Here is a 19,750-nt window from a genome sequence, read left to right on the forward strand (position 1 = left end):
ATCCGTATCAGTCGGTGAGCCCGTAGCCGATTTTGAACAGGTACACGTCGAGCGCGACGACGGCAACGGTGAGGACCGTCAGAATCGACAGCGACGCGTAGGGAGCGAACTCGGCGTAGGCCGCCGGCGCGACCTCGAGCAGGTCCGAGTAGCCCAGCAGCCCGTATCGGACGCTGTCGACCATGTAGACCATCGGATTCAGCAGCGAGACGTACTGCCAGACCGGATCGAGCATGGTCAGCGAGTAAAAGACCGCGCCGAAGAACACCAGCGGCCGCAGGATGAACTGGTTCATGACGGTCAGATCGTCGAAATCTCGAGCGACCAGGCCGCCGATGATCCCCAGGCCGGCAAAGAGCGCGGCGATGACGACCATCGTCGCGACCAGAAAGAGGCCGTTTTCGATGCTGATCGGAACAAACAGCCGGCCGACGATGGCGATGATGACGCCGACGATCAGCCCGCGAACGGCGCTGGCGGCGACGTAGGCGACGACCATCTCGACGTAGGAAAGCGGTGAGGTCAGCGTCTCGTGAATGTACTCGTTCCACCGGCCGTGAAAGATCGAGAACGAAGCGTTCTCGAAGGCGTTCGAGATCGTCCCCAGGACGATCAGCCCCGGCACGAGAAAGAGGATGTAGCCGATCCCCGCGACCGGTTCGTCGATCCGCCCGCCCAGGATCACTCCGAAGACGGCGAAGTAGAGCACGTTCGTGATCGCCGGCGGCATGAACGTGTTCTTGGGGCGGCGAACGAACCGCAAAATCTCGCGGCGGACGAGCGAGCGAAAGCCAATCGAGATCATTGTGCGATTCCCTCCTGTGTCGCCTCGTCTTCGGTGTGTGAGTCGCCTCGGGCAGGCGACTCACCATCCCCAATCGACTCGTCGTCCCCGGGCTCGAGGTCGCCGTCGCCGGTCCCGGATCTGGTCACCGATCGATCCTCGCGCTCGGTCAGATCGACGAAAATCTCCTCAAGCGAGGTCCGCGAGATTTCGAGATCGACGATCTCGTGGCCAGCCGCCTCGAGATCGTTGAGCAGTTGCGGGGCCGTCGCGCCGCCATCGTCGACCCGCACCTCGAGGCGGTCGCCGGCCGTCGACACCGCCTCGGCGTACGCGCCCAGATCGCCGTTCAGTCCGCCGGCGGTGGCCGGCGTCGACTCGAGGCGGACCGACACCGTATCCGTGCCGCGGGTCTTCAACTCGTCGGGCGTCGCGACGGTTACCTTCCGGCCCTCGTTCATGATCGCGACGCGGTCACAGAGGCGCTCGGCTTCCTCGATGTAATGGGTCGTCAAGAGGATGGTCGTCCCCTCCTCGTTGAGTTCGGTGACGAGGTCCCAGAGATCGTGGCGCAGTTGCACGTCGACGCCAGCCGTGGGTTCGTCCAGAATCAGCAGGTCGGGATCGGTGACGAGCGCTCGAGCGAGCAGGAGTCGGCGTTTCATCCCGCCCGAGAGCCAGTCGAAGCGTTCGTTCCGTTTGTCGTAGATGCCGACGCGTTTGAGCACCTCGTCGGCGCGCTCGGCGGCCTCGTCGTCGGGAATTCCGTGGTAGCCGGCCTTGTGCATCAAGACTTCTTTGATCGGGAAGAAGCGATCGACGTTGAACTCCTGGGGTGCCAGGCCGATGGCGTCACGAGCCTGCTGATAGTCGCTCTCGACGTCGTGACCGAAGACGCGAGCCTCGCCACCGCTCTTGCGAACCAGCCCGACTAGCGTGTTGATGAACGTCGTCTTGCCCGCACCGTTTGGTCCGAGCAGGCCGAAGAACTCGCCTTCCTCGACCGTCAGCGACAGTCCCTGCAGGGCGCGCAACTCGCCGTACTCCTTCACCAGATCGACGGTCTCGATGGCCGGTGGCATCGCCGGATCGTCGGCCCCGACTGCGGTTAAGAATGTTGGTCTCGGCACTCGAGACGTGGGTTTCCCGAGGTGTGTTTCGTACCGTCTGGATTACTGTTGAATTCGGCCCGCCGCCTTCGGCCGCTGGCCGAAGTCGGCGTTGCCGCCGCTTTTTTGCACGATATCGAAGGCAGTCATCAGATCGGACCGCGAGATGATGCCGACGAGGTCGCCGTTCTCGACGACCAGGAGGCGACCGATGCTGTGTTCTCGCATGCGTTCGATCGCCGTCATCGCGTCTGAATCGGCCGTGATCGTCTCCAGGTCCGTCGACATCACCTCCTCGACGGTGTAGGCGTCGCGTTCGACCGGATCGATCTCTCGAGCGTCCGAGAGGGTCACGAGTCCGATCAACCGCTCGTCGCCCATCGGATCGTCATCGATCACCGGGTAGCCGGTGTGGCGCTCGGTGAACATCCGCTGGAAGAGTTCGGCCAGCGTCGTCCCGGGCGCCACGGTGTGGAGATCGCCCGCCGGCGTCATGATGTCGGCGACGGTGACATCCTGGAACGCCGCCTTCATCGTCACCTGCTGGGCCTCGCTCGAGGCCGCGATGTAGATGAAAAAGGCGACGGCGATGAGGATGACGTTCCACGACAGGAGTCCGAAGAGGCCGATGAGGACGGCAAATATCTTGCCGACGGCGGCGGCCTGCTGGGTCGCTCGAGCGTAGGGCTGTCCTCGTGCAAGCAGGGCACGCAGAATTCGGCCGCCGTCCATCGGAAACGCGGGGAGCATGTTGAAAACGGCGAGGAAGACGTTCAGAATCGCCAGATAGGCGAGGACGAACCGGGCCCCATCGAGCGACTCGGGTGTCACGACGAACAGGGCGTAGGAGCCGACGCCGACCAGTACCGAAACGATCGGCCCGGCGATGGCGATGTTGAACTCCTGTTTCCAGTCTTCGGGCATCTCCGAGAGCGCGGCGACGCCGCCGAGCAGCCAGAGCGTGATCGAGTCGATCGGAAAGCCGTAGCGTTGGGCCGTCAGTGAGTGGCCGAGTTCGTGTAGGACGACGCCGACGAACAGCCCGAGTGCGGCGGCGAATCCGAGCGTCCAGGGCATCCACCAGGGATTGGTCACCATCCCGACATCGATGCCAGCCCCCATCGAGAGGTTGAGCACTTCGACGACGGGTTCGATCTGTAGCCCGATCAGATACGCAAAGACCGGGAGAATCAACAAAAAAGTCACGTCAAGCTTGATCGGGATGCCAAAGAGCGACCCGACCCGGAAACTCCACATCATGCCGACAACTAGCAGTGGAACACCCTTAAATACGCCGCTGGTCCGACGATTTCGCCACCACCTGCCTGCAGCCAAATTCGAGCCACCACATATCGACGTACCAGTGACATATATTCGTTTTACATACCATCGCGGTCGGATGTGAAGACGTAACTTCTACGCTGTCACTGCCAAATTCGGCCCTCGATAGTCCGAACGAACGGGAACCGTTCATCGATCGAACTCCCTCCCGACAGATCGACCTCGAGAGAAATCCCGCCCGTATCGCCGTGAAGGGGCCAATCCTTGGCAACCTGTGTCAGAATAGCCGTCTGGCATCGCGTATCAATAGATATAATCACGTACTTATATTTTAACGCGTATCTATTCATCCTACCATAGAGTTATATGTAGGTTCGTCGTCGGTATTTGCACGATGATGGAATACGACCACCCCACGCAGATCGACCAGCTCCCCGCGGACGTCACCTCGCCACAAGGCAAACTCGTCTATCTCTATCTCGAGGCGACCGGCGGCGCAACGGTCGGCGATCTGAACCAGACTCTCGCGATGAACAAACTCAGCGTGCTGAGCGTGCTCGAGTCGCTTTCGAGCGAAAATCATATCGAACAGACCGGCACCGAGTACGTCGTCGCCAACTGACCTGTTCGCGAACCAGCGACCCTGCCGGACTGTCACAGCTGTCCACGCGCTTCGAAGGCTTTATCCGCACGGTAGGCCTCCGTTTTCGTAAGTAACCACAACCATGTCAGAGAAACCTGCCTCCATGTACCGGGATATCGACAAGCCGGCCTACACGCGCCGCGAGTACATCACCGGTATCCCTGGCTCGAAGATCGCACAGCACCAGATGGGCGACCTCACCGCCGACCCCGAAGACTACCCCATCCAGATCAGCCTTATCACCGAGGAAGAAGTCCAGATCCGTCACGGCTCGCTCGAGGCGTCCCGGCTGTCGGGGAACCGCCACATGCTGAAAAACGCCGGCGAGGGCAACTACAAGATGATCCTCCGGAAGTTCCCCCACCACGTTATCCGGGAGAACAAGCAGGCGACGGGTGCGGGTGCAGACCGTGTCTCCGATGGAATGCGCCAGTCCTTCGGGAAGATCGTCGGCACCGCCGCCCGGATCGAGGCGGGCGAGCGCATCTTCACCATCTGGTGTGACATCGACGACGCCGAGTTCGCGAAAGAGGCCATGCGGCGTGCCTACAACAAGATCTCGCCGCCGTGTCGCGTCGTCGTCGAGAAAGGCGAAGAGCAGCTGATCGCCTAAACCGAAGTTTTGCTCTGCGGGCCGCCGTTGGCGGCCCTCGGCAAAAATTCGATTAAAAGCCTCCTCCTTCCGTTCACTCACTCTGTAGCTCACGGCTTACGCCGTTCGCAGTCGTTCGTTTACATCAGTCGTCGGCCCGCTCGCTCTCTTCGGTCGCTCGCGATCGGTTACGGGTGACATCCTGCCCTTCCCCGGGTCATGCGTCTCTCGCGGTCGCTCGAGACGCACTCCCGGCCACCGCAACGACCCTTCGGCCACCGCAACGACCTCCGTTCGATCGGTCTCGAGCACCTTTTTACCCGTCTACGCCCGAGTTCAGGTATGATCGATCTTGCGGTCGCCAACGACGAGGAAACGTTCCAGCGGATGGGCGATCCGCTCCGTGAGCGAGGGATCGAAGCCCATCACGTGCCCGCGAGCGAGCGCGTGGTGGCGCTGGGCGAGGACGCGCCGTGGTCGGCCGGCGAGTACGATGTCGGCTTCGTCTACCCCGGCCGGCTGATGGAAGGTGGGGTCGCGGACGCCCTCCTCGAGGTCCCGTGGCTGAACGACCACGAGACGGTGTTGACCTCGCGGAACAAAGCCGAGGTGCTAGCTCGCCTCGAGCGTGCTGATCTGCCGGTTCCGAAGTCGGTCTACGTCTCGAACGACGTCGACGAGTCGGAACTGGCCACGGTCTTCGAGCGATTCGAGCCGCCGGTCGTCGTCAAGCCCAACTCGACGACACGCGGCGTCGGCGTCGCGAAGGCCCACGACGTCGACTCGTTTCTGGGCATCTGTGACTACCTCTCGCTGGTCCACGACTACCGGGCGACGGGGGACCGATCCTTCCTGGTCCAGGAGTACCTCCCGAACGCGACCGACTACCGCGTGATGGTGCTCGAGGGCGAGTACGTCGGCGCCGTCGAGCGTCGGTTGCCCGACGACGCCGTATCGGCGGGCCAGTGGAAACACAACGTTCACCGCGGTGCGGAAGCGACCGGTATCGACCTCCCACAGGAGCTGCGCGAGCTCGCCGAAGCCGTCGCCGCCGAACTCGCGATCCCGTTTCTCGGCGTCGACCTGCTCGAGACTGACGACGGCGTCGTCGTCAACGAGACTAACGCCAGGCCAACCATCGACGCCGCGACGAAGTACGAACCGGCGTTCTACGATCGGCTCGCGGCGGCGATTCGGTCGACCGCGAGCCTCGAGTGAAGCCGTCCTCGGTTGGGAATCGATCTCCCGTTCAGACGGTTTACTGTACGTCATTGCCGGCGCACCCGCGACCCGGACGGCGGTTGCACCGGTTGACTCGCTTCGCTCCTCGACCGAGGCTCGTCTCACACAGTTCGACTCACCGCCGGGACATCGGTACAGGAATCCGTATCAGTCTCGGCCGTGGCGCGTCAGGCACTTCGAGAGGCCGATCAACTCGACGGGTTCGGAGTTGTCCGGCGAGTAGACGACCATCTGGCCTTTTTCCATGTACGGCACTTTCGACTCGAGATTGCTGGGAATGTTGACGCTTTTGATGGCGTCCTCGTCGCCTAAGTTGAGGACGACGGTGGTGTTGATCTGTTTGAAGACGGCGTCGTCGATGTCCTGTGGGTCCTGTGTGATGAGAAAGAGGCCCAGTCGCTCCTTGCGACCCTGTTTGGCGGCTTCGGTGAATTTTTTGATGACCTTGCCCGCCTGAACGCTGTCGGCGTCGGTGAGGAAGTTGTGGGCCTCGTCCATGCCGAGCAACAGCGGCGTCTCCTTGATCCGGGCGTAGGTTGGATCGTTCGAAAGCTTCTCGTCGATCAACAACGAGGAGAGCGCGAGGACGATGGCCTCGGTCGCTCGCGTATCGTTGATGTGGTAGGTCGGCACGACGCTCAGCCCGCCGGGTCGGACGAAGTCGTGGATCAGGTCGGTGATCGGCCGTGCGTCCTGATCGAAGACGTGGTCGAACCCGAGCACCCGACGGCGGACGGCGTCGAAGGTCGCCTCGTGGACGCGCCCCGACTCGTCGAGTTCCTCGCGCAGTGCTGGATCGTCGAGGAAGGTCGTAAACTCCTCGTACGTCGCCTCGCGGCCGTACTCCTGTCGGAATCGTGGGAGAAGCACGCTGACGAGCGCGCCGTACTGGTTGTCGTTGAGCCCGCTGCCCGCGACCAGCCACGGATTCTCGTGGACCATCGAGAACGGAATCGTGAACTCGACCTGTGGCGCACGATGGTGGCCCGCCGAGTACGACGCCGACCCCACCTTCGGGACGAACGCCGTCGTCTCCGCAACGCCGCCGTGAGCGATCCCCTCACGCTCGAGTTTCCGGGCGAAGTCGCTATCCAGATCGGGGTTGTCGTCGTGCATCTGGGCGTACTCGTCCTGGGGGTCGAACTGGACGACCGCCGGCTGAACCTCGCGGCCGTCCTCCATGGGGTACGTCCGCTCGTCCGCGAGATACTGGCGCAACATGTTCTTCGCGCCGTGGGTCTTCCCCGATCCCGTTCCGCCGGCGATCAGGGTGTGTCGAAAGACCAGCGGATCGCCCGCGTCGTAGTCGTCTTTCAGTCGGTAGTCGATCGTCGGCGGCGATGCGGCGGTCGTCACTTTCTCGCCGCCGACCGAGAGATGCCCGAGGAAGACGCCGTCTTCGGGCATCTTTAGCCCGGTCTTGATCTGTTCGGTGTCGGCAGCTTCCTCGATCACCGTCTTCGGTTTGGGCACGCGGTCGGTCATCCGCCGCTTGAGTTCGCCGTCCTCCCGATAGAGGATCGCCACGGGCTCGAGTGTGGCGACGAACTTGTAATCAGCTTCTTCGATCTCGTCGGTGCGCATCGCGCGTCTGGCGTGGATCTCCGTCGCATCGTCGGTGTGGTACTGTTGGGCGTACTCGAGGCCGGTAATCCGACAAAACAGCGTTTCGCCGCCCGCGTCTCCACCGGAAGGCCCTCGACTGGCGGCTGTCACCCCACCGTCGGGATAGGGCGCGAGCAGATAGCTGCCCAGCCGGATCGACGAGCGGTTGCCCTTCGTGACGTAGGCCCGCAGCGTCGTGTCGTCTTCGTCTTCGGCGACGCGAAGCCCCTGGGAGACACAGACCGCGCCGATGCCGATGTCCTCGCCGCGGGGATCGACTGCCGTCGTTTCGAAGTGGGTCTCGGTGTCGCCCGCGTTCGCGTCGACCGACGACCCGTCACCGCCGGCCGTCGATCCACCATCGCCAGCCGGTGACGACCCCTCACTCGGGTCGACGTCACCGTCGTAGTCGTTGAAATCTCCCAGATCGGTCATATCACCCCAATCTGACTGATGCCTAAAACACGTTTCCCTCCGCGAGAGTCCGGTCGTCTCGACGGTTGTCCGCGTCGATACGTTCGCCCGCTGGTCTGGCGGTAGTTCCGCTCGTTGGTCGTGCTCGAGGCCCTCGAAACGGTAATACCGATCAGAAGGCGTCGCCGATATCCCGCGCGAAGACCTGTTTGGTGTCGCGGTCGTACCCGAGCAAGTCGATGGCTGCGAGTGCAGGCAGATGCATATGGTGCAAGCGAATCTTCACGCGCCCGGTATCGGCAGGCAGTGACCGTTCGCGGCTCGCAAGCGTCGCTGCGAGGGATTCGATCGACACCGGACCGTCGTGGTCGGCAAGCTGGTTCAACAGGGCGATCCGGACCGGATCGACGACCTGTTCGATGTAGTCCTCGAGCTCGTCGTCGGCCTCGAGCAATCCGGTGATCGTACTCGGGCAGATAGGGAGGCCGTCGGCGAGTGCGATACCGGTCTCGATATCCCACGTGATGATGTCGTGTGCGTCCAATCGTGGCAGGTGATTGTGCACGAGGCTACACCGAACCTCGTGTCGCTTGCGCCCGTCCGAACTGCTTGCTCCCTCCCGTTCGAGCAGATCGGTTGTCACCGCCGACAACGGCCGGTACCGGTCCTCCTCGAGACACTCGAGCAGTCGGAGTCGCCGGGGATGGCACAACACCTCGTATCGATCCGCCGGAACGTCGGCGAGAGAGTCCAACTCCAGAGCATCGCCGAGGCGAGCATCCGAACTCATTGTTCCGGTAGACCGCTGCAACGAGGATAAGCACACTTCCAAAACAATTTGGATTATTAGTATGATAGGTTGGGGCGCTGAACGCCGTGGTTATCCCACCGAGTTTTTGCCGCTAGACGACGTAACGGACGGTATGCTCATGGTACGCGGCCGAGCCGGGGGGACCGAGCTCACTGGAACGCTGTACGAACGCGGTGAACGGGCCCCGTCGTTCAAGGGCGCGCCCGACGAGGACGCCGCGTACGTTTGGGTCTGTGACGAGTTTTACGAGGTCGACAGCGGCGGGACGACTCAGCGCGTCGACGGCCGCGAGGTTCACCTCGCGTTCGAGTCGCCGATGCCCCGCGGCTTCGATACGCGCGATCAAGCCGTCGAACAGGCCAAAGAACACGTTAGAACCCAGTTCGCCCGAATCGGGGTCGATCCCGACTCCGTCGAGTTCGATGTCGAAAGCCAGGAGCCGACGTAACCGAATAGGTTCGGGAAGAGTACCTTCGGCGCGTGTCCCGAACCCCCACGTATGCCATCGACGACGATCGACCCCGACACCCAGCTCGCAACGCTCGTCGAAACAGACATCGCGTTCGCCCGCGTGCTCGAGACGGTCGGGCTCGACTACTGCTGTGGTGGGAAACGGTCGCTCGAGACCGCTTGCGATGCCGCCGATCTCGAGGTCGAGGCCGTTCTCGGCCGTCTCGAGGCCGTCAAAAGCGACGAATCGGAGCGACCGCGACCGGCTGCGTCCGCCGGTGCAGCCGTCGAAACCGATCGCTCCTGGGAATCGCTCACCCAGCTCGCGAATCTGATCGTCTGGGAGCACCATCGATACCTGCGCCAGGAGTTGCCGGAGCTGGAGGCGTTGGCCGCGAAGGTCGCTCGCGTTCACGGCGATTCACACCCTGAACTTCGCGACCTCGAGGGGGAGGTCGACGCCCTCGCCGCGGAGATGACCGACCACGTCGACGACGAGGAACATCGCGCGTTCCCGATCATCAAGCGACTGGACGCCGGCAAACCCCTCTCGAGTGCGGAGGAGGGGCGGCTCCGGCGGGAGATTCACGCCCTCGAGGACGACCACGACGAGACGGCAACCCGTCTCGAGCGACTCAGCGACCTCACCGACGGGTACGCCGTTCCCGAGGACGCCTGCGGGAGCTACCGAAGCCTATTCGAGCGCCTCGAGACGCTCGAGCAAAACACGCATCTGCACGTCCACCGCGAGAACAACGTGTTGTTCCCGAGAGCCGAGGTGTTGCTCGCCTAACACGAGAGGGTGAGGCGGTCTGTTGTCCCGGTATGCCGACACACCTACATGGGTCCGTCCGACAGCAGTGCGCTCAAGTTCGTGCCCGCCCAACGTCGAGCATGCGCGTCACCGTCGACGTGAAAGGCGAGGCCACTCACGAAATCGACACCGACGAACTCCCAGGCGACTCCACGTCGGCTGCCGGACAGTCCGCCTCGAGCGACGGGACGAGCAATCCGGAATCGACCTACGCCGACCTCCTTACCGCAGTCGACCTCAGTCCACACGAAGTGAGCGTGCTGGTCGACGGCAGACCCGTCCCCGAAGACCAGCCCGTCGACGCCGACCACGTGACTGTGTTGCGACTGATCAAAGGCGGATAGATGTTCGTTCGCACCGCTATCCCCGACGATACGCTCGAGATTCGACGCATTATCGACGCCGCGATGCTCGAGGTGGGCGACGTCGAATCCCGTATCGACGGCGATAACGTCCTCGTCGCCGGCGATCGACGCGGCGGGTCGGGAGCCCAGGACCGGCTCCTCGGAACGGCCGTCCTCGTTCCCACTATCGACGAAGACGACGCGCCCGGCGCTCGTATCTCGGCGATCGCGGTCCGGCGTCGCCACCGAAATCAGGGGATCGGCCACGCCCTGATCCGCCGGGCTCTCGAGCGCGAGGGGCGTCTCACGGCGCGATTCGACACCGACGTTCGCCCCTTCTACGATGCAGTCGGCTTTTCGATCGAGCGAATCGACGACAGTCGGTATCGTGGGGTCATCGTCGCTTCGGACGCTCTCGGGCCGGGCGGGTGCTCCTGAACGAAGCGCCATCACGACGACCGGGCGTCCGTAAGCGTCGACCGGAATCGTTCGAGACCGAGCTCGAGCATATCGGGACTGACGGGCTGGAATTCGCTATCCTCGGGAAAGTGCGGCCGCACGGAGTCCCAGCTATCGCGGGCGTAACGCTCGTCTAAGAGCACGCGCACACCGACGTCCTCCGGCGAGCGGATGACGCGGCCGATCGCCTGGCGTGCCTTCCGAACCGCGGGGATCGTCAGCGCGTAGGTGAAGCCGTCCTCGAACTCGTCGTCGTAGGCTCGACGGACGGCCTTCGTCCGGGGACTCGCGGTGTTGACGATCGGAACGCCACAGACGACCGCTGCGGAGAGCCGATCCCCGCTGTAGTCGACGCCCTCGGTCAGGGTCCCGCGAAGGCTCGTCACGAGAATCTTTCCCTCGCCCGCGAAAAAGTCGCTCTTGAGCGATTCGGTCGCGTCGTCGTCGCTCGAGGCATCGAGCAGGACGGGCTTGTCGACGCGCCCCTCGAGGGCGTCGGCGATCCAGGCGGCTTCGGCGTAGCTCGGCATCCCGACGAGGACGTTACCGGGGAGCGCTCCGACGTGGGAAACCGCGTCGACGTACTGCCGTCGCGTCGGATTCTGTGGCTCGTCGCCCCCGCCACTCGAGGCGCCCCGTCCCTCGCTCTCCCCGCCCGGCCGCCCGCGGTTGTCGTAGGTAAACTTCGGCGCGGCGACCGCGAAGCTCTCGCGGTTCTCTTCGGGGAAGTGCAGACCGTAACGTCGCTCGACGACCGGCCGATCCTCCTCGCGCTCTATGTACTGGAGGCCGGTCACGTCGGTGAACGCCTCGATCGGCTCGAGGGTCGCACTCATCAGGATGCCGCCGCCGAAACTACCCAGACGTTCACCGATGGCATCGCTGGGAACACAGTTGTGCAACGCGAGTCTGGCCGTGTAGGCCCGCCGCCAGGAGTCGGCCGGCTCGGTCTCGTTCCAGGTGCGCTCGAGTTCGATCTCCCGGAAGTAGTCGGTGTGGCCGCGTCGATACCACTCGCCAAGCACGCGGCCGACGGCAGGTACCGACCGCGTTCGCTCCTCATCTTCGGCGTCGTCGAGGATTCGTGCGGCGACCGCGCCGACGCTCTCGGCGCGCACCCAGTCGGCGTCGCTGTAGCCCGCTTGGCGTGCCCACTCCGTGATCTCGTCTTCGGCGGGCTCGCTCGGGTCGCGAAGCGGGATCTCTTCGTCCTCGAGGTCGGTCAGGTTCGACTCCCACCCCCTGTGTTTCCGGTCGAGAAACGCCGTGACACGACGGTCGAGTTCACCGCGGAGGTCCTGGACGAACTCGAGCGTGCGGGTGAGGTCCTCGAAGGAGACGTCGCTGTCGGCGAGTTCGGCCCGGACGAGTTCGGCGTCGGCGGTCTTGGAGCCGCCCTGGGCCTGTCGACCCTCGCGCTCGAATTTGACCGGTTGGATAACTCGCGACAGTTCGGTTTCCGCGTCTCGTAGCGTCGTATCCGCGATGCCGTCGCTGACTAAGTTCCTGACGCGGGGCTCTACCATGTGCGCTTCGTCACAGACGACGAACGTCGAGTCGTCGAGCAGGGCGCCGGTAAAGGTGCCCACGGTCCGGGGATCGAACGCGTGGTAGTAGTTGCCAACGACGACGTCGACGGATCCGAGCGCTGCGCCCATGACCGAGTGCGGGCAGGTGCCGTGGCGGACCGACCGTGCCACGAGGTCCTCGGGCGTGACCATCCCCGCCTCGGTGATATCATAGGGAACCGCCTCGAGCGGGCTCCCATCGCTGTCTTCTTCGGGGAGGTCTTCCAGATACTGGGCGTAGAACGGGCAGAACTCGGTTTCGGCACCGACGGGACCGCCGTCGGAATAGGTCGGCATCGCCGGCGGGTAGGCTGCGGTTTCGCCCGCCGTCTCGAGGAATCGTCCCGTCGGTCCAGACTGGCCGCTGTCGGCGAGGCCGGTCTGTTGTTGGCGCGCCTGTGCGGTGAGCGAGCCGGCGGTTGTTTCCCCGCCCTCGCCGGTGAGATCGCGGGTTCGATCCCGTAGCGTCTCACAGCGATCGTAGACGTTTCCGTCGTCGATCCCGCCCGCGTTTGCGCGGTTGTACGGACAGACGTCGGCCTTCCCGACGAGGGTGAGCCCCGACACCGGATCCCACTCTGTGGGCAGGTTCTCGTTGATCGTCTCGAGGTCGGCTTCGAACTGGCGCAGTTGCTGTTTGACGCTCGTCAGGACAAACACGCGCTCGTAGTCGGTCTCGGGATCGCGGACGAGGTCGATCCCTGCCGTCAGTGCGATCATCGTCTTGCCCGTGCCACAGGCACCCTCGACGACGGTGTAGCCGCCGTCTCGAGCGGTTTCGATGGCGGTCTCGATGCCGTCGACCTGCTCGTCGTAGGGCGCTTCGTGGCCGAAGATCGCCCGCCAGTCCGTCATGCTTGCCGTACTCATCGTCGGTCGGCCATAGCCTTGACGGAGTCGTTGCCTCGGCTTCGGGTATAAACTGCAGGTCGAAACTATATCGAGTGCGGATTGTGACGACATCGACGGGACGGTCGCCACCGCAGAAGTTGACTGGTTAACTTCTATAACGAACCACGGGAATTGGAATTACGGGTGCGACTGAATTGACTGGGTGACTATCGTGCCGATCGTCCAACCCGACAGCTCAAAGCTATTTTCGACCGCCAAACGGCCTGAAAGCACGCCCAACCGGAGAAACAGCGAGAATGCCGCCGCCCACCGAATCAACACAAACCGGAAAATCCCACGACCTAATCTCCCGGGTCGAACAGGCAGAACGCGACCAGTTCCACGATCTCGCCAGCCCGCAACGGTGGCTTTTCGCCAAGCTCCATATCGACCTCCTCGCGCAAGACGAAGTTCGCTAACCGCCACACATTGTACATGATCACTCCGACGACGAAATACAGGAAGCGGAGCCGGTAATCCTTCGAGGCGCAAGTCGGCAGGAAGTGTTTCTTGATCGTCTTGTACTGGTTCTCGATCTCCCACCGCTGGTACTGCGTCGTCAATGCCTGCGCTCGATCCGGCGACACTTCCGCGTTCGTCGTGAAGATCACGTAGTCGTCTTCCACCAGGGCCTCGTTCTCCTGCGCCGCGTCTTTTGGCACGTACATGATACTTTGACCGCATCTAATCATAACCGACGACACTCCCGACATCGATCGCGAGAGCCCGCGCCCTCGAGGCACCTATTCACGCTTCGACGACAACCCGTGATTCTACGTCGCTGACGACCTCGCGAAGTCGATCTCCCTTGGACCGCTTGGTGACGCCGAACGAGCGGTCGACACGCTCGAGGTCGGTTGTCAAAGAGGAAACAGCCAGGCTGCTGCCGGAGAGAAAATCGTGCGAACACCGACCGATTGATACGACCGTCGAAGCAACGGAACCGTGATGACAGAGGAATCTCCGGTCGACTCGCCGCTTTTGGGCGCGAAAGCCTACGACGAGCCGTCGGTGTTCACATCCGACTCGCTGGTTCGGGAGGCCCGTCGGCAGAAGGACCTCCCGGAGGAACCCGTTCCCGAAATCTGTGCGCTTGATCCCGACGGCGACCTCGTGCGGTATCTGCGAGAGACCGGGCAGGCCGAGCGCGATTCGAACTGGCCCGGCTACCATACCGACCTCTATCGGTTCGAACTGGGCGGTCAGGAAATTGGGCTCGTCGGCTGTGCCGTTGGCGCGTCCTTCGCGGTTCTGGTCGCCGAACAGCTCTTTACCGCGGGCTGTGAGTTTCTCGTAAGCATCACCTCTTCCGGCCGGATCGTCCCGCAGGACGACCCACCCTATTTCGTCCTCATCGAACGCGCTCTGCGAGATGAAGGGACGAGCCACCACTACGCCGAACCCGAGCCGTACGCGACCCTCAAAGCGGACCTCCTCGAATCGGTCGAGTCGGCCTGCGAATCTGCGGTTTCGACACCCGTCTACACGGGGGCTACCTGGACCACCGATGCGCCGTTTCGCGAGACTGAGACAGCGATCGAGCGGGCCCGGTCAGAGGGCATTCTCGCCGTCGAGATGGAAGCCGCCGCACTGTACACCTTCGCGAACGTACGCGAGTACCCGGTCGTTTGCTTCGCTTACGTCACGAACGACATGGGCCAGGGTGAAGAGGAGTTTGAGAAGGGCATCGCGAACGGAAGTGAGGCCGCACTCGAAGTCATCGACGCCGCGGCCGACGCCTGGTACTGCGACGCTGCGCGTTAGTTATAAATAGTCGTCCCATTCATTCCGACGCCTCAAATGGCCACGGAACGGAACGTCGGAGCTGCGGATCAAAGTGCTCGAATCGTCTTGAGAATTGCACCCGGTTCAACGTATCAGTCGCTCTCGACCGGTTCTACGCTCCGTGCTCCTGCACGTAACACGTCGCCCTGTGCCTCAGTCAGCAGTCGCACGAACTGACCAGCGTTCGTCACGAGCTTGTTCTCCGCCTTCCGCAGATGTTCTTCGAAGGTCGCCCGCGCGACAGTCGTCCCCTCGGCGAGTTCGGTGATCGACGCGCCTCGTGGCTGATCGTAGTAGCCCGCGTCCAGCGCGATCCGCAATGCCTCGAGCTGGCGCTCGGTGAGCCCATCGAACAGTCGATCGACCGAGAACAGCGAACTGTGGGGAACGTGCTGTTCCTCGATCGAGGTCTTCGAAAGGACGTCGATTTCCCGGTCCTCGTCGAGCTCGGCAAGCAGTGCGGTTACATCACCCTCGTCGAAACCGATCACTGAATAATGTTCCCAGCCGTTGCGGTACACTGTTGGCGGCAGGTGCACGCAGTTGTGGCGCTCGAACTTTCGGACGATTGACTCCTCGATGGGGCAGGAACACGACTGGACGATCACGTTTAGGTCCGAACCATCGATCGACGTGTGGAGGATCGTCCCGAGTTCGTCGATCTCCTCGAGTAAGTCGCCGTCGTCGGCGTCCGGGGCGCTGATCTCGAGGACCTGACAGTCCTGGAGGTACCACTCCCGGATCGACACTCCCGGGAACTTCTCCGAGACCTCCCGGTAGGGGCACTCGTGGCGGAGCTTGAACGAGACTTCGTGCATTCCCATAGTAGTGTAACGGCTCCGGAAGCAATAGTGTTGCCGGTTATAACCGGCTTTCGATCAACCAAGAAAGGCGTCGGTGACCCATCGGGAGGAGTCGTCCGTCTCGAGCGACGCCGACGCACTGACGAGGACGAACATGCTCTCTCCGTCGCCATTAATGATCTGGCGGGTCGATTCCGGGGGGATCCAGACTGCATCGCCAGCTTCTACCTCGACGGTCTCGTCGCCGACGACGACCGTCGCCTCACCCTTGATCAGGACGTACACTTCCTCGTGACCGTCCTCACGGTGGTCGTGTGGTTCGCTGCACCAGCCTGGCTCACACCGGACGATCGTGACCCCAACGTTCCGACACTCGAGTGGCTCCCGAAGGTGGTGCATGCCCCCTAGGACTGTCTCGACGGCATCGTAGTTCGTGTGCATGTAGTTCCCCATGTTTCCACCGTCGGTCCCCAGCGGAATATCTCGAGTGCCGGTTATAACTGGCATTGGGGATATGTCCCTACTCTCCCTACGGGATATTGATGTCAGAGATTGCGCCGGAAACCGTTGCACAGCGACTCGAGGGAGGAGACGACGACTTCACGCTCGTCGACATTCGGCGGGAGGCCGACTTCGAGGAGTGGCACGTCCCGGGAAGCGAGAACGTTGACGTCTACGAGGAACTGAAAGACGACCCCGACGCGGCAGCCGAGGTGCTCTCCGACCTGCCAGAGAACGGTGAGATCGTCACCGTCTGTGGGGCGGGCGTGCTTGCCGCCGACGCGGCGGAACTGCTCCAGGAGCAGGGATACGACGCTAAGACTCTCGAGAACGGCATGAACGGCTGGGCACGCGTCCACCGCATGGCTTCCCTCGAGGTCAACCTCGACGGGGAGTTGATCCAGGTTGCCCGCCCTGGAACGGGCTGTCTCTCTCACGTCCTGATCACCGAGGGGGAGGCCGCCATCTTCGAATCCTCCCAGTACACCGCGGAGTACGAAGCGGTCCTCGAGGAGTACGACGCCGACCTAGCAGGCGTCTTCGACACCCACGCCCACGCGGACCACGTCTCCGGTGGGAAGAACCTCGCCGAGGCCCACAGTGCACCGTACTACCTACACCCGGCCGACGACGACGGTATCGACGCGACGCACGTCGAGGACGGGGACGTTATCGAGGTCGGTGCCGTCGAGATCGAAGTGATCCACACACCCGGTCACAGTCCGGGCAGCGTCTCCTACGCCGTCGAGGAAGAGGCACTCCTGACCGGTGACACGCTCTTTCACGACAGCGTCGGGCGCGTCGAACTCGGCGTCGATGCCGGCCTCGAGGAGACCAGCATTGAGGACAACGCCGAGACCCTCTACGAGAGCTTAGAGCGCCTGCGTGAGCGCGACGGTAACCCACTCGTGTTGCCGGCCCACGACCCCGGCTCGCCACAGCCACCTGTGGCCGCGAGTCTGAACGAGGTCAAGCAGCGCAACGAGGCGTTCGTCCAGGATCGGGAGACGCTAGTCGCGGCGCTGTCGGCCGACGTGCCTAAGCAGCCGCCGAACTTCGAGCGCATCAAGCTCACGAACGTCGGCACCGAGGAAATCTCGGATGAAGAAGCGGACGAACTCGAACTCGGCCCGAACCGTTGTGCAGCCGAATAATCCATGAGCGGCGAGTACGCACAGGGAATTCGTCGAAACTGGCGGCAGTTCCTCCTGCAAATTCTGACGGTCTTCGCCGTCGGGCTCACGATGGGCTCCCAGCGCAACGTGGTGCCCATCATGGGCGAGGAGACCTTCGGCGTCGAGTCGCTGCTGGTCATCGGTTCGTTCGTCGTGAGCTTCGGAATCGTCAAGGCCGTCCTCAACCTCTACTCGGGGAAATGGGCCGACGCCTACGGCCGCAAGCCGATCCTGATCGCGGGCTGGATCGCCGCGCTCCCGATCCCCTTCATCCTCATCTTCGCGCCGTCCTGGAGTTGGATCGCCGTCGGGAACGTCCTGCTCGGGATCAACCAGGGAGTCGCATGGAGTATGAGTATGATCTCGAAGATCGAACTTGCCGGCCCCGATCAGCGCGGGCTCGCCGCGGGGCTCGACGAGGCCTTCGGCTACACCGGCGTCGCCGCCGGCGCGTGGCTAACGGGCGTGATCGCCGCCCAGTACAGCCTCCGGCCGGAGCCGTTCTACTTCCTTGCGGCGGTGATCGTCGTCGCCTTGCTCATTGCGATCGTCCTGATCGAGGAGACCCTCCCCTACGCGAAAGCGGAAGCGGAAGGACTCGACGACGACAGTGTCGAAGCTGACGGTGGGAAAAACGAGGCTGACCTCTCGTTTACCGAGATCGTCAAGCGTGCCACATACAAGGACCGAACGCTGCTCACGGCGGCACAGGCGGGCCACGTCGAGAACTTCGTCGACACGCTCGTCTGGATCGCTTTCCCCCTGTTCCTCGTCGCTCAGGGCTTAGACATCGCCCAGGTCGGGGTCGTCGTCGGTGTCCACAGCGCCGCGTACTTCCTGCAGGTCTACACTGGCAAGCTCGGTGATCGGGTGGGACGCAAACCCCCAATCGTCGCCGGCTTCTTTCTCGCCGGCGCGGGCATCCTCGGGATGGTACTCGTCGAGGGGTACTACCTCTGGATTCTCTTCTCGGCGCTGTCAGGCGTCGGGATGGCGCTTCACTATCCCAACCTGATCGCGGTCGCAAGCGACGCCGCTCACCCGCTGTGGCGCTCGACCGGCCTGGGCGTCTACCGGCTCTGGCGGGACCTCGGCTACGCCGTTGGTGCCGTCCTCATCGGCCTCTCCGTCGACTTACTCTCGCTCGAGGCTGCCTTCTATGGCACCGCCATCGCGATGTTCCTCTCCGGTGGTCTAGTCGTGGTCTGGATGGAAGAGACCCACCCCGACTTCGGCACCCACGAACCGCCGGCGGTGGATCTCGAGAGAACCGAGGAGGTTACCCAGGACTGACCATTTCGAAATACCCTACTGCCTGATACGGATTACTGTACCGATGTCCCGGCCCAGCCGCCGCCCGGGTCGCGGCTGGACCGGAACTGACGGACAGGAAACCGTATGCGGTCTAACTGCTGGTCCGTCTCTTGCCGTCCGGCTGCAGCTCGTTGACGGCAAGCCAGAACTTTCTCCTATAGTAGCCACTACAAGAGAGCTTATCATAGAACCCCTCTCGTGGGTTCCGTCGGTGGGTAGTGCAGGTGAGCGACGTATCGCACTGGAGTCTGATCCACACGTCAACTGGTGAAAATAGCGTACAACATCCAGAGAGTCATCCGTTTAGACTACTCTCGCTACATCCGAGACGAGTGAATCTGAATCCTGTTCGTTAATCGTGGCAACATAGCCTCGTGTATCGGAGCCGGCTATCCGCAGCTTCCGGCTTCAACGACAGAGTAGCCACCATCCGAGAGTGGATCAACTATCACGAAAACGAGCATGGCAGCCAGCCCGCGGTCACCGTAGCCGTACCGATCACCGTGTCGGCGAGGATAAGCAGTTCGTCACCCGCCCTCGCAGAGAGCAGCGTCGAGAGTACACCCGTGGGACCGACAGCACGGTCTCGCACGCCAACCTGTATTAATATCATCTCTTCTATGGTGGTTCATCGACTCCGGCACGAACTCTGTCCGTGCGCCAAAGTGTTTGCTGGTTGGTGGTTTGTAGAAAGCCAAACTCCGAATCTCTGCCACCGGGGTCCGGCAACTTCCATATAGCGCTTAGAGCTTTATTCGAGAGGAGACGACAGTCTTCGATACACGCTCGAAACAGACGTTCAGACCTTCTAACGTCCGTCCTCTTTTAATACACCTCGAGTCGTAGGCGTCGTATGGCCACGAGCGAACGCCCACGACTCGGGTTCGGCACGACAGTCTACACGGACGACGGCAAACCGATCGGTCAGGTTCGCGGGTTCGACGAGGACGGCGTCTACATCACGTTCCGTGATGGATTCGAGGGGATGAGCGTCGAGCACGTCCGTTCGGGCCACGAGTTCGGCGAGGCCCACCTGATGTGGCGCTGTCTCGAGTGCGGCGAGATGGACAAGCTCGAGGACCAACTGCCCGAGACGTGTCCCTCCTGTGGCACCGACCGGGAAAACCTGTACTACTGGACCGAAGACTGATAACGGGTCACGAGC

General features: G+C 62.8%; 20 protein-coding genes. 11 read left to right on the forward strand and 9 right to left on the reverse strand.

Annotation, left to right across the window (positions count from 1 at the left end; genetic code table 11):
* Positions 1 to 7 precede the first annotated feature (7 nt).
* From D8Y22_RS11640 to D8Y22_RS11650, 3 genes are all read right to left on the reverse strand, one after another.
* Positions 8 to 805: an ABC transporter permease gene (locus D8Y22_RS11640; protein ID WP_141464881.1), complete on the reverse strand. Its 798-nt coding sequence runs from the start codon at positions 803 to 805 to the stop codon at positions 8 to 10.
* Complete coding sequence (locus D8Y22_RS11645) at positions 802 to 1,866, reverse strand: ABC transporter ATP-binding protein (RefSeq protein ID WP_246084417.1); 1,065 nt, start codon at positions 1,864 to 1,866, stop codon at positions 802 to 804. Before D8Y22_RS11645 ends, D8Y22_RS11640 begins: the two co-directional genes overlap by 4 nt.
* Positions 1,867 to 1,956: 90 nt before the next feature.
* Positions 1,957 to 3,153, reverse strand: a complete 1,197-nt coding sequence (locus D8Y22_RS11650; protein WP_141464882.1) for a CBS domain-containing protein — start codon at positions 3,151 to 3,153, stop codon at positions 1,957 to 1,959.
* 415 nt (positions 3,154 to 3,568) lie between these two features.
* Here D8Y22_RS11650 and D8Y22_RS11655 point away from each other — a divergent pair, with 415 nt between their 5' ends.
* The 3 genes from D8Y22_RS11655 (at position 3,569) to D8Y22_RS11665 (ending at position 5,627) form a co-directional block, all read left to right on the forward strand.
* On the forward strand, positions 3,569 to 3,796 hold the full coding sequence (locus tag D8Y22_RS11655) for a MarR family transcriptional regulator (protein WP_141464883.1): 228 nt from the start codon (positions 3,569 to 3,571) through the stop codon (positions 3,794 to 3,796).
* A gap of 103 nt (positions 3,797 to 3,899) precedes the next feature.
* Complete coding sequence (locus tag D8Y22_RS11660; protein ID WP_141464884.1) at positions 3,900 to 4,430, forward strand: 50S ribosomal protein L16; 531 nt, start codon at positions 3,900 to 3,902, stop codon at positions 4,428 to 4,430.
* Positions 4,431 to 4,751: 321 nt separating this feature from the next.
* Positions 4,752 to 5,627 (forward strand): ATP-grasp domain-containing protein, encoded by an 876-nt coding sequence (locus D8Y22_RS11665; protein WP_141464885.1) that lies wholly within the window; start codon positions 4,752 to 4,754, stop codon positions 5,625 to 5,627.
* A gap of 171 nt (positions 5,628 to 5,798) precedes the next feature.
* Here D8Y22_RS11665 and D8Y22_RS11670 read toward each other — a convergent pair whose 3' ends face one another.
* Complete coding sequence (locus tag D8Y22_RS11670) at positions 5,799 to 7,691, reverse strand: ATP-binding protein (RefSeq protein WP_141464886.1); 1,893 nt, start codon at positions 7,689 to 7,691, stop codon at positions 5,799 to 5,801.
* A 151-nt stretch (positions 7,692 to 7,842) separates the two neighbouring features.
* A complete protein-coding gene (locus tag D8Y22_RS11675) occupies positions 7,843 to 8,460 on the reverse strand; it encodes a DUF7344 domain-containing protein (protein ID WP_141464887.1) in 618 nt (205 codons plus the stop codon).
* A gap of 133 nt (positions 8,461 to 8,593) precedes the next feature.
* Between D8Y22_RS11675 and D8Y22_RS11680 the strand changes: the two genes are divergently transcribed.
* The 4 genes from D8Y22_RS11680 to D8Y22_RS11695 all read left to right on the forward strand — a co-directional run bounded on the left by D8Y22_RS11680 (position 8,594) and on the right by D8Y22_RS11695 (position 10,527).
* Positions 8,594 to 8,929: a DUF7113 family protein gene (locus tag D8Y22_RS11680; RefSeq protein ID WP_141464888.1), complete on the forward strand. Its 336-nt coding sequence runs from the start codon at positions 8,594 to 8,596 to the stop codon at positions 8,927 to 8,929.
* Positions 8,930 to 8,980: 51 nt separating this feature from the next.
* Positions 8,981 to 9,724, forward strand: a complete 744-nt coding sequence (ric, locus tag D8Y22_RS11685) for an iron-sulfur cluster repair di-iron protein (RefSeq protein ID WP_141464889.1) — start codon at positions 8,981 to 8,983, stop codon at positions 9,722 to 9,724.
* A gap of 101 nt (positions 9,725 to 9,825) precedes the next feature.
* Positions 9,826 to 10,089 carry a ubiquitin-like small modifier protein SAMP2 gene (gene samp2 / locus D8Y22_RS11690; RefSeq protein ID WP_141464890.1) on the forward strand — a complete coding sequence of 88 codons (264 nt, stop codon included), beginning with the start codon at positions 9,826 to 9,828 and terminating at the stop codon, positions 10,087 to 10,089.
* Positions 10,090 to 10,527 (forward strand): GNAT family N-acetyltransferase, encoded by a 438-nt coding sequence (locus D8Y22_RS11695; protein ID WP_141464891.1) that lies wholly within the window; start codon positions 10,090 to 10,092, stop codon positions 10,525 to 10,527. It abuts the gene before it with no gap.
* A gap of 11 nt (positions 10,528 to 10,538) precedes the next feature.
* On the opposite strand, the gene D8Y22_RS11700 is transcribed toward D8Y22_RS11695, so the two are convergent.
* Both D8Y22_RS11700 and D8Y22_RS11705 read right to left on the reverse strand, forming a co-directional pair.
* Positions 10,539 to 12,971, reverse strand: a complete 2,433-nt coding sequence (locus D8Y22_RS11700; protein WP_141464901.1) for an ATP-dependent DNA helicase — start codon at positions 12,969 to 12,971, stop codon at positions 10,539 to 10,541.
* 338 nt (positions 12,972 to 13,309) lie between these two features.
* Positions 13,310 to 13,675 carry a hypothetical protein gene (locus D8Y22_RS11705; protein ID WP_174811833.1) on the reverse strand — a complete coding sequence of 122 codons (366 nt, stop codon included), beginning with the start codon at positions 13,673 to 13,675 and terminating at the stop codon, positions 13,310 to 13,312.
* 280 nt (positions 13,676 to 13,955) lie between these two features.
* On the opposite strand from D8Y22_RS11705, the gene D8Y22_RS11710 reads away from it, so the two are divergent.
* Positions 13,956 to 14,771, forward strand: coding sequence for a nucleoside phosphorylase (locus D8Y22_RS11710; RefSeq protein ID WP_141464892.1), 816 nt, complete (start codon positions 13,956 to 13,958; stop codon positions 14,769 to 14,771).
* Positions 14,772 to 14,884: 113 nt separating this feature from the next.
* Here the strand turns inward: D8Y22_RS11710 and D8Y22_RS11715 are convergent, their stop codons facing one another.
* Positions 14,885 to 15,616 (reverse strand): helix-turn-helix domain-containing protein, encoded by a 732-nt coding sequence (locus D8Y22_RS11715; protein WP_141464893.1) that lies wholly within the window; start codon positions 15,614 to 15,616, stop codon positions 14,885 to 14,887.
* Between the two features lie 54 nt (positions 15,617 to 15,670).
* Complete coding sequence (locus D8Y22_RS11720; protein ID WP_141464902.1) at positions 15,671 to 16,048, reverse strand: cupin domain-containing protein; 378 nt, start codon at positions 16,046 to 16,048, stop codon at positions 15,671 to 15,673.
* A gap of 89 nt (positions 16,049 to 16,137) precedes the next feature.
* Here D8Y22_RS11720 and D8Y22_RS11725 point away from each other — a divergent pair, with 89 nt between their 5' ends.
* From D8Y22_RS11725 to D8Y22_RS11735, 3 genes are all read left to right on the forward strand, one after another.
* Positions 16,138 to 17,250 carry an MBL fold metallo-hydrolase gene (locus tag D8Y22_RS11725; protein ID WP_141464894.1) on the forward strand — a complete coding sequence of 371 codons (1,113 nt, stop codon included), beginning with the start codon at positions 16,138 to 16,140 and terminating at the stop codon, positions 17,248 to 17,250.
* A gap of 3 nt (positions 17,251 to 17,253) precedes the next feature.
* Positions 17,254 to 18,564, forward strand: a complete 1,311-nt coding sequence (locus D8Y22_RS11730; RefSeq protein ID WP_141464895.1) for an MFS transporter — start codon at positions 17,254 to 17,256, stop codon at positions 18,562 to 18,564.
* An 874-nt stretch (positions 18,565 to 19,438) separates the two neighbouring features.
* Complete coding sequence (locus tag D8Y22_RS11735; RefSeq protein WP_141464896.1) at positions 19,439 to 19,735, forward strand: DUF7130 family rubredoxin-like protein; 297 nt, start codon at positions 19,439 to 19,441, stop codon at positions 19,733 to 19,735.
* Positions 19,736 to 19,750: the final 15 nt, after the last annotated feature.

The organism is Salinadaptatus halalkaliphilus (assembly GCF_006543045.1).
Taxonomy (GTDB): Archaea; Halobacteriota; Halobacteria; order Halobacteriales; family Natrialbaceae; genus Salinadaptatus; species Salinadaptatus halalkaliphilus.

Excerpts from the sequence above, each read along its gene's own strand:
- D8Y22_RS11640 (WP_141464881.1), bottom strand. The coding sequence starts at position 805 with ATGATCTCGATTGGCTTTCGCTCGCTCGTCCGCCGCGAGATTTTGCGG.
- D8Y22_RS11645 (WP_246084417.1), bottom strand. The coding sequence starts at position 1,866 with ATGCCACCGGCCATCGAGACCGTCGATCTGGTGAAGGAGTACGGCGAG.
- D8Y22_RS11650 (WP_141464882.1), bottom strand. The coding sequence starts at position 3,153 with ATGATGTGGAGTTTCCGGGTCGGGTCGCTCTTTGGCATCCCGATCAAG.
- D8Y22_RS11655 (WP_141464883.1), top strand. The coding sequence starts at position 3,569 with ATGATGGAATACGACCACCCCACGCAGATCGACCAGCTCCCCGCGGAC.
- D8Y22_RS11660 (WP_141464884.1), top strand. The coding sequence starts at position 3,900 with ATGTCAGAGAAACCTGCCTCCATGTACCGGGATATCGACAAGCCGGCC.
- D8Y22_RS11665 (WP_141464885.1), top strand. The coding sequence starts at position 4,752 with ATGATCGATCTTGCGGTCGCCAACGACGAGGAAACGTTCCAGCGGATG.
- D8Y22_RS11670 (WP_141464886.1), bottom strand. The coding sequence starts at position 7,691 with ATGACCGATCTGGGAGATTTCAACGACTACGACGGTGACGTCGACCCG.
- D8Y22_RS11675 (WP_141464887.1), bottom strand. The coding sequence starts at position 8,460 with ATGAGTTCGGATGCTCGCCTCGGCGATGCTCTGGAGTTGGACTCTCTC.
- D8Y22_RS11680 (WP_141464888.1), top strand. The coding sequence starts at position 8,594 with ATGCTCATGGTACGCGGCCGAGCCGGGGGGACCGAGCTCACTGGAACG.
- ric (WP_141464889.1), top strand. The coding sequence starts at position 8,981 with ATGCCATCGACGACGATCGACCCCGACACCCAGCTCGCAACGCTCGTC.
- samp2 (WP_141464890.1), top strand. The coding sequence starts at position 9,826 with ATGCGCGTCACCGTCGACGTGAAAGGCGAGGCCACTCACGAAATCGAC.
- D8Y22_RS11695 (WP_141464891.1), top strand. The coding sequence starts at position 10,090 with ATGTTCGTTCGCACCGCTATCCCCGACGATACGCTCGAGATTCGACGC.
- D8Y22_RS11700 (WP_141464901.1), bottom strand. The coding sequence starts at position 12,971 with ATGACGGACTGGCGGGCGATCTTCGGCCACGAAGCGCCCTACGACGAG.
- D8Y22_RS11705 (WP_174811833.1), bottom strand. The coding sequence starts at position 13,675 with ATGTACGTGCCAAAAGACGCGGCGCAGGAGAACGAGGCCCTGGTGGAA.
- D8Y22_RS11710 (WP_141464892.1), top strand. The coding sequence starts at position 13,956 with ATGACAGAGGAATCTCCGGTCGACTCGCCGCTTTTGGGCGCGAAAGCC.
- D8Y22_RS11715 (WP_141464893.1), bottom strand. The coding sequence starts at position 15,616 with ATGGGAATGCACGAAGTCTCGTTCAAGCTCCGCCACGAGTGCCCCTAC.
- D8Y22_RS11720 (WP_141464902.1), bottom strand. The coding sequence starts at position 16,048 with ATGGGGAACTACATGCACACGAACTACGATGCCGTCGAGACAGTCCTA.
- D8Y22_RS11725 (WP_141464894.1), top strand. The coding sequence starts at position 16,138 with ATGTCAGAGATTGCGCCGGAAACCGTTGCACAGCGACTCGAGGGAGGA.
- D8Y22_RS11730 (WP_141464895.1), top strand. The coding sequence starts at position 17,254 with ATGAGCGGCGAGTACGCACAGGGAATTCGTCGAAACTGGCGGCAGTTC.
- D8Y22_RS11735 (WP_141464896.1), top strand. The coding sequence starts at position 19,439 with ATGGCCACGAGCGAACGCCCACGACTCGGGTTCGGCACGACAGTCTAC.